Here is a 5485-nt window from a genome sequence, read left to right on the forward strand (position 1 = left end):
CTGCTCCGCTTCCTCCTGAGACTGAGCTTTCTCGCCAAATGACGACTTCTACCACATCTATTGACATTATGGGTCTGCAAGCTGCTTATGCTAATTTGCATACTGACCAAGAACGTGATTACTTCATGCAGCGTTACCATGATGTTATTTCTTCATTTGGAGGTAAAACCTCTTATGACGCTGACAACCGTCCTTTACTTGTCATGCGCTCTAATCTCTGGGCATCTGGCTATGATGTTGATGGAACTGACCAAACGTCGTTAGGCCAGTTTTCTGGTCGTGTTCAACAGACCTATAAACATTCTGTGCCGCGTTTCTTTGTTCCTGAGCATGGCACTATGTTTACTCTTGCGCTTGTTCGTTTTCCGCCTACTGCGACTAAAGAGATTCAGTACCTTAACGCTAAAGGTGCTTTGACTTATACCGATATTGCTGGCGACCCTGTTTTGTATGGCAACTTGCCGCCGCGTGAAATTTCTATGAAGGATGTTTTCCGTTCTGGTGATTCGTCTAAGAAGTTTAAGATTGCTGAGGGTCAGTGGTATCGTTATGCGCCTTCGTATGTTTCTCCTGCTTATCACCTTCTTGAAGGCTTCCCATTCATTCAGGAACCGCCTTCTGGTGATTTGCAAGAACGCGTACTTATTCGCCACCATGATTATGACCAGTGTTTCCAGTCCGTTCAGTTGTTGCAGTGGAATAGTCAGGTTAAATTTAATGTGACCGTTTATCGCAATCTGCCGACCACTCGCGATTCAATCATGACTTCGTGATAAAAGATTGAGTGTGAGGTTATAACGCCGAAGCGGTAAAAATTTTAATTTTTGCCGCTGAGGGGTTGACCAAGCGAAGCGCGGTAGGTTTTCTGCTTAGGAGTTTAATCATGTTTCAGACTTTTATTTCTCGCCATAATTCAAACTTTTTTTCTGATAAGCTGGTTCTCACTTCTGTTACTCCAGCTTCTTCGGCACCTGTTTTACAGACACCTAAAGCTACATCGTCAACGTTATATTTTGATAGTTTGACGGTTAATGCTGGTAATGGTGGTTTTCTTCATTGCATTCAGATGGATACATCTGTCAACGCCGCTAATCAGGTTGTTTCTGTTGGTGCTGATATTGCTTTTGATGCCGACCCTAAATTTTTTGCCTGTTTGGTTCGCTTTGAGTCTTCTTCGGTTCCGACTACCCTCCCGACTGCCTATGATGTTTATCCTTTGGATGGTCGCCATGATGGTGGTTATTATACCGTCAAGGACTGTGTGACTATTGACGTCCTTCCCCGTACGCCGGGCAATAATGTTTATGTTGGTTTCATGGTTTGGTCTAACTTTACCGCTACTAAATGCCGCGGATTGGTTTCGCTGAATCAGGTTATTAAAGAGATTATTTGTCTCCAGCCACTTAAGTGAGGTGATTTATGTTTGGTGCTATTGCTGGCGGTATTGCTTCTGCTCTTGCTGGTGGCGCCATGTCTAAATTGTTTGGAGGCGGTCAAAAAGCCGCCTCCGGTGGCATTCAAGGTGATGTGCTTGCTACCGATAACAATACTGTAGGCATGGGTGATGCTGGTATTAAATCTGCCATTCAAGGCTCTAATGTTCCTAACCCTGATGAGGCCGTCCCTAGTTTTGTTTCTGGTGCTATGGCTAAAGCTGGTAAAGGACTTCTTGAAGGTACGTTGCAGGCTGGCACTTCTGCCGTTTCTGATAAGTTGCTTGATTTGGTTGGACTTGGTGGCAAGTCTGCCGCTGATAAAGGAAAGGATACTCGTGATTATCTTGCTGCTGCATTTCCTGAGCTTAATGCTTGGGAGCGTGCTGGTGCTGATGCTTCCTCTGCTGGTATGGTTGACGCCGGATTTGAGAATCAAAAAGAGCTTACTAAAATGCAACTGGACAATCAGAAAGAGATTGCCGAGATGCAAAATGAGACTCAAAAAGAGATTGCTGGCATTCAGTCGGCGACTTCACGCCAGAATACGAAAGACCAGGTATATGCACAAAATGAGATGCTTGCTTATCAACAGAAGGAGTCTACTGCTCGCGTTGCGTCTATTATGGAAAACACCAATCTTTCCAAGCAACAGCAGGTTTCCGAGATTATGCGCCAAATGCTTACTCAAGCTCAAACGGCTGGTCAGTATTTTACCAATGACCAAATCAAAGAAATGACTCGCAAGGTTAGTGCTGAGGTTGACTTAGTTCATCAGCAAACGCAGAATCAGCGGTATGGCTCTTCTCATATTGGCGCTACTGCAAAGGATATTTCTAATGTCGTCACTGATGCTGCTTCTGGTGTGGTTGATATTTTTCATGGTATTGATAAAGCTGTTGCCGATACTTGGAACAATTTCTGGAAAGACGGTAAAGCTGATGGTATTGGCTCTAATTTGTCTAGGAAATAACCGTCAGGATTGACACCCTCCCAATTGTATGTTTTCATGCCTCCAAATCTTGGAGGCTTTTTTATGGTTCGTTCTTATTACCCTTCTGAATGTCACGCTGATTATTTTGACTTTGAGCGTATCGAGGCTCTTAAACCTGCTATTGAGGCTTGTGGCATTTCTACTCTTTCTCAATCCCCAATGCTTGGCTTCCATAAGCAGATGGATAACCGCATCAAGCTCTTGGAAGAGATTCTGTCTTTTCGTATGCAGGGCGTTGAGTTCGATAATGGTGATATGTATGTTGACGGCCATAAGGCTGCTTCTGACGTTCGTGATGAGTTTGTATCTGTTACTGAGAAGTTAATGGATGAATTGGCACAATGCTACAATGTGCTCCCCCAACTTGATATTAATAACACTATAGACCACCGCCCCGAAGGGGACGAAAAATGGTTTTTAGAGAACGAGAAGACGGTTACGCAGTTTTGCCGCAAGCTGGCTGCTGAACGCCCTCTTAAGGATATTCGCGATGAGTATAATTACCCCAAAAAGAAAGGTATTAAGGATGAGTGTTCAAGATTGCTGGAGGCCTCCACTATGAAATCGCGTAGAGGCTTTGCTATTCAGCGTTTGATGAATGCAATGCGACAGGCTCATGCTGATGGTTGGTTTATCGTTTTTGACACTCTCACGTTGGCTGACGACCGATTAGAGGCGTTTTATGATAATCCCAATGCTTTGCGTGACTATTTTCGTGATATTGGTCGTATGGTTCTTGCTGCCGAGGGTCGCAAGGCTAATGATTCACACGCCGACTGCTATCAGTATTTTTGTGTGCCTGAGTATGGTACAGCTAATGGCCGTCTTCATTTCCATGCGGTGCACTTTATGCGGACACTTCCTACAGGTAGCGTTGACCCTAATTTTGGTCGTCGGGTACGCAATCGCCGCCAGTTAAATAGCTTGCAAAATACGTGGCCTTATGGTTACAGTATGCCCATCGCAGTTCGCTACACGCAGGACGCTTTTTCACGTTCTGGTTGGTTGTGGCCTGTTGATGCTAAAGGTGAGCCGCTTAAAGCTACCAGTTATATGGCTGTTGGTTTCTATGTGGCTAAATACGTTAACAAAAAGTCAGATATGGACCTTGCTGCTAAAGGTCTAGGAGCTAAAGAATGGAACAACTCACTAAAAACCAAGCTGTCGCTACTTCCCAAGAAGCTGTTCAGAATCAGAATGAGCCGCAACTTCGGGATGAAAATGCTCACAATGACAAATCTGTCCACGGAGTGCTTAATCCAACTTACCAAGCTGGGTTACGACGCGACGCCGTTCAACCAGATATTGAAGCAGAACGCAAAAAGAGAGATGAGATTGAGGCTGGGAAAAGTTACTGTAGCCGACGTTTTGGCGGCGCAACCTGTGACGACAAATCTGCTCAAATTTATGCGCGCTTCGATAAAAATGATTGGCGTATCCAACCTGCAGAGTTTTATCGCTTCCATGACGCAGAAGTTAACACTTTCGGATATTTCTGATGAGTCGAAAAATTATCTTGATAAAGCAGGAATTACTACTGCTTGTTTACGAATTAAATCGAAGTGGACTGCTGGCGGAAAATGAGAAAATTCGACCTATCCTTGCGCAGCTCGAGAAGCTCTTACTTTGCGACCTTTCGCCATCAACTAACGATTCTGTCAAAAACTGACGCGTTGGATGAGGAGAAGTGGCTTAATATGCTTGGCACGTTCGTCAAGGACTGGTTTAGATATGAGTCACATTTTGTTCATGGTAGAGATTCTCTTGTTGACATTTTAAAAGAGCGTGGATTACTATCTGAGTCCGATGCTGTTCAACCACTAATAGGTAAGAAATCATGAGTCAAGTTACTGAACAATCCGTACGTTTCCAGACCGCTTTGGCCTCTATTAAGCTCATTCAGGCTTCTGCCGTTTTGGATTTAACCGAAGATGATTTCGATTTTCTGACGAGTAACAAAGTTTGGATTGCTACTGACCGCTCTCGTGCTCGTCGCTGCGTTGAGGCTTGCGTTTATGGTACGCTGGACTTTGTAGGATACCCTCGCTTTCCTGCTCCTGTTGAGTTTATTGCTGCCGTCATTGCTTATTATGTTCATCCCGTCAACATTCAAACGGCCTGTCTCATCATGGAAGGCGCTGAATTTACGGAAAACATTATTAATGGCGTCGAGCGTCCGGTTAAAGCCGCTGAATTGTTCGCGTTTACCTTGCGTGTACGCGCAGGAAACACTGACGTTCTTACTGACGCAGAAGAAAACGTGCGTCAAAAATTACGTGCAGAAGGAGTGATGTAATGTCTAAAGGTAAAAAACGTTCTGGCGCTCGCCCTGGTCGTCCGCAGCCGTTGCGAGGTACTAAAGGCAAGCGTAAAGGCGCTCGTCTTTGGTATGTAGGTGGTCAACAATTTTAATTGCAGGGGCTTCGGCCCCTTACTTGAGGATAAATTATGTCTAATATTCAAACTGGCGCCGAGCGTATGCCGCATGACCTTTCCCATCTTGGCTTCCTTGCTGGTCAGATTGGTCGTCTTATTACCATTTCAACTACTCCGGTTATCGCTGGCGACTCCTTCGAGATGGACGCCGTTGGCGCTCTCCGTCTTTCTCCATTGCGTCGTGGCCTTGCTATTGACTCTACTGTAGACATTTTTACTTTTTATGTCCCTCATCGTCACGTTTATGGTGAACAGTGGATTAAGTTCATGAAGGATGGTGTTAATGCCACTCCTCTCCCGACTGTTAACACTACTGGTTATATTGACCATGCCGCTTTTCTTGGCACGATTAACCCTGATACCAATAAAATCCCTAAGCATTTGTTTCAGGGTTATTTGAATATCTATAACAACTATTTTAAAGCGCCGTGGATGCCTGACCGTACCGAGGCTAACCCTAATGAGCTTAATCAAGATGATGCTCGTTATGGTTTCCGTTGCTGCCATCTCAAAAACATTTGGACTGCTCCGCTTCCTCCTGAGACTGAGCTTTCTCGCCAAATGACGACTTCTACCACATCTATTGACATTATGGGTCTGCAAGCTGCTTATGCTAATTTGC

9 protein-coding genes are annotated in these 5485 nt (G+C 44.8%); all 9 read left to right on the forward strand.

Going from position 1 to position 5485, the window contains the following annotated elements; genetic code table 11:
• The coding region (locus FFM73_RS13295) for a major capsid protein (RefSeq protein WP_000740652.1) at window positions 1-773 on the forward strand (773 nt) is incomplete at its 5' end.
• 110 nt (window positions 774-883) lie between these two features.
• Window positions 884-1411, forward strand: coding sequence for a hypothetical protein (locus FFM73_RS13300; RefSeq protein ID WP_000487867.1), 528 nt, complete (start codon window positions 884-886; stop codon window positions 1409-1411).
• A gap of 8 nt (window positions 1412-1419) precedes the next feature.
• The gene (locus FFM73_RS13305; RefSeq protein WP_000466547.1) at window positions 1420-2406 is read left to right on the forward strand and encodes a Minor spike protein; all 987 of its coding nucleotides are present in this window, start codon (window positions 1420-1422) and stop codon (window positions 2404-2406) included.
• Window positions 2407-2469: 63 nt separating this feature from the next.
• Entirely contained in the window at window positions 2470-4011 is a 1542-nt protein-coding gene (locus FFM73_RS13310; protein WP_000252566.1) for a replication endonuclease, read from the forward strand.
• Window positions 3944-4096, forward strand: a complete 153-nt coding sequence (locus tag FFM73_RS13315; protein WP_435988044.1) for a hypothetical protein — start codon at window positions 3944-3946, stop codon at window positions 4094-4096. The genes FFM73_RS13310 and FFM73_RS13315 overlap by 68 nt, the downstream gene beginning before the upstream one ends.
• On the forward strand, window positions 4029-4268 hold the full coding sequence (locus FFM73_RS13320; protein WP_016670801.1) for a phage DNA packaging protein C: 240 nt from the start codon (window positions 4029-4031) through the stop codon (window positions 4266-4268). The genes FFM73_RS13315 and FFM73_RS13320 overlap by 68 nt, the downstream gene beginning before the upstream one ends.
• Entirely contained in the window at window positions 4265-4723 is a 459-nt protein-coding gene (locus FFM73_RS13325; RefSeq protein ID WP_000084700.1) for a scaffolding protein D, read from the forward strand. Before FFM73_RS13320 ends, FFM73_RS13325 begins: the two co-directional genes overlap by 4 nt.
• Window positions 4723-4839: a phage DNA packaging protein J gene (locus FFM73_RS13330; RefSeq protein ID WP_000033471.1), complete on the forward strand. Its 117-nt coding sequence runs from the start codon at window positions 4723-4725 to the stop codon at window positions 4837-4839. Before FFM73_RS13325 ends, FFM73_RS13330 begins: the two co-directional genes overlap by 1 nt.
• A 36-nt stretch (window positions 4840-4875) precedes the next feature.
• Window positions 4876-5485: major capsid protein (locus tag FFM73_RS13335; protein ID WP_000065559.1), on the forward strand; the 610-nt coding region annotated here is incomplete at its 3' end.

Source organism: Secundilactobacillus hailunensis (assembly GCF_005405185.1).
GTDB classification, from domain to species: domain Bacteria; phylum Bacillota; class Bacilli; order Lactobacillales; family Lactobacillaceae; genus Secundilactobacillus; species Secundilactobacillus hailunensis.

What these genes read in the sequence shown, in the direction of transcription:
- FFM73_RS13300 (WP_000487867.1), top strand. Translation starts at nt 884, where the DNA reads ATGTTTCAGACTTTTATTTCTCGCCATAATTCAAACTTTTTTTCTGAT.
- FFM73_RS13305 (WP_000466547.1), top strand. Translation starts at nt 1,420, where the DNA reads ATGTTTGGTGCTATTGCTGGCGGTATTGCTTCTGCTCTTGCTGGTGGC.
- FFM73_RS13310 (WP_000252566.1), top strand. Translation starts at nt 2,470, where the DNA reads ATGGTTCGTTCTTATTACCCTTCTGAATGTCACGCTGATTATTTTGAC.
- FFM73_RS13325 (WP_000084700.1), top strand. Translation starts at nt 4,265, where the DNA reads ATGAGTCAAGTTACTGAACAATCCGTACGTTTCCAGACCGCTTTGGCC.
- FFM73_RS13330 (WP_000033471.1), top strand. Translation starts at nt 4,723, where the DNA reads ATGTCTAAAGGTAAAAAACGTTCTGGCGCTCGCCCTGGTCGTCCGCAG.